Here is a 1,752-nt window from a genome sequence, read left to right as displayed (position 1 = left end):
TCGGAAATATCAAAAGTGAAATCGAGCATAGATTCGTTTTCAACCTCAATTCAGGCTCTACAGAACCACATCAACAGCCAGTTGCAGAGCCTTTCAATCGACAAGCAGAGTCTACAAAAGAGCATACAAACCCAAGTACAGCAAGCGATAGCGAACCAAAGCGTACAGATCGAGAGCGAAATACAAACACTGATTTCAGAAAAGCTAAGCAATCAGAGATCGAAATACATTCTTTGGGGGGTAATCAGCTTTGGAATACTGAGTCTTTTAATGAGTTTTTATCTGAGCTATCAAGCCAGCATGAATCTAAAGACCATCGAAGCACAAGAACAAATAATTCAGCAGAACAGTCAGCAAATCAGAAATCAAATCAAAATGTTGGAAATCCAACGGAGGTAAGCAATGCAGACAGAAATCGACCACTTCTTAACAGAGCAAAACAACTTGTTATCAGAACAAAACAGCTTATTGATTCAACAAATCAATTCATTAAAAACAATCTTGAGCGAATACAGCGAAGTAGAGCAGAGCTTAAAAACTCAACTCAAACAACAGCAAACCTTGATTTCAGCACAACAATCCGAAATAGCCAAAATCGAACAGGGGAGTTTTTCCGAGCAGTTACAGCAAGCATTTCAAGAAAACTTGAAAATCCAATTGAGTCAGCAATTAACCAAATCATTGAGTCAACTGGATTTAAAAATCATTGTCAGCAACTTAGTAACAGCAAATTTAGAACCGATTCAAACAACAATCAGCACACAACAATCAGACATCGAGAGAGCACTCTCGAAAATCTTGCAATTGAAAGTTCCGAGCGACTTCTACGAAGATTTGCAGATGCAAAGCAAGCAGATCAACATGCTTGGGAAAACTCTAGAGAACTTGACGAAATTAATCGAAAACTTGAACGACTAGAAATCGGAATAACAGAAATTCGACTCAAACCCAAGCCAGCTCTTGATTTTAAATATTTAAGAAGCGACGGTTATTACCCCGATTATGTTGCTTATCACAAAGAAATCAGTGAAAAACAACAGCAAGCATATAAAAATCAGAATCAAATACAACTGATTGTTTTAACGAGTAAAAAAATTAAAAATATAGAAGAATACATAAATCGATCAAGTAAAAATCTCACTCACAGCGAGTGTAGAAAGTTAGATGAAATCATCAAAAACGACCGAAGAATGTTGAGATATCTTGAATGTGAGAAGATTTTAGAGCCTAGAAATTCCCATCTCAAAGAACCAAGAGAATTATATCAATCATGTTTGAAAGGCTTTGAGACGATCAAAAATGATATTCACGAAATTAAAAACCCATCACAACAACAAAACAGCATTGAATTATCAAGTCATGAACTCAAACAGCCACAACCGAGAAATGATTTTGACTTGAATATGTAATCCAATTCAGCAAAAGCAGTAATCAGAGGGGGGAATAAGTGATCTACCGTTATGTTGCTCACACTCCGTTCGCTTTGTGCTTTTCTTTTTGAGGCTAACAGGGATTAGCCGAGCGAGTGTCTACGAGCGATTGAACACTATCAAAATTTTGCCCTGCTCTTTCTCTGATTACAAGCTCCCCTTTACTGCTCAGACTTAGATATAGAGCATCCCGAAGGGTGCGAACAGATTTAATTTGCATCTAGGTCGAGCGAAGCGAGCATAAAAAACTCATGAGCGAAGCGAATTCCGAGTTGCTTTTGCTTTTTCTAAAACTCACGAAAATATTAACCAAAAAATTGCC

Annotated in this window: 1 pseudogene; it reads left to right on the top strand. The window is 37.3% G+C overall.

Going from position 1 to position 1,752, the window contains the following annotated elements:
• A pseudogene (locus FTV34_RS17235) lies at window positions 1-1,409 on the top strand (mobilization protein); the annotation flags it as partial.
• Window positions 1,410-1,752 lie beyond the last annotated feature (343 nt).

The sequence above is a fragment of the Acinetobacter sp. YH16038 genome (assembly GCF_013417275.1).
GTDB lineage: Bacteria > Pseudomonadota > Gammaproteobacteria > Pseudomonadales > Moraxellaceae > Acinetobacter.
Note: the sequence above shows the minus strand (reverse complement) of the source record. Positions and strands in the feature narration are given on the sequence as shown.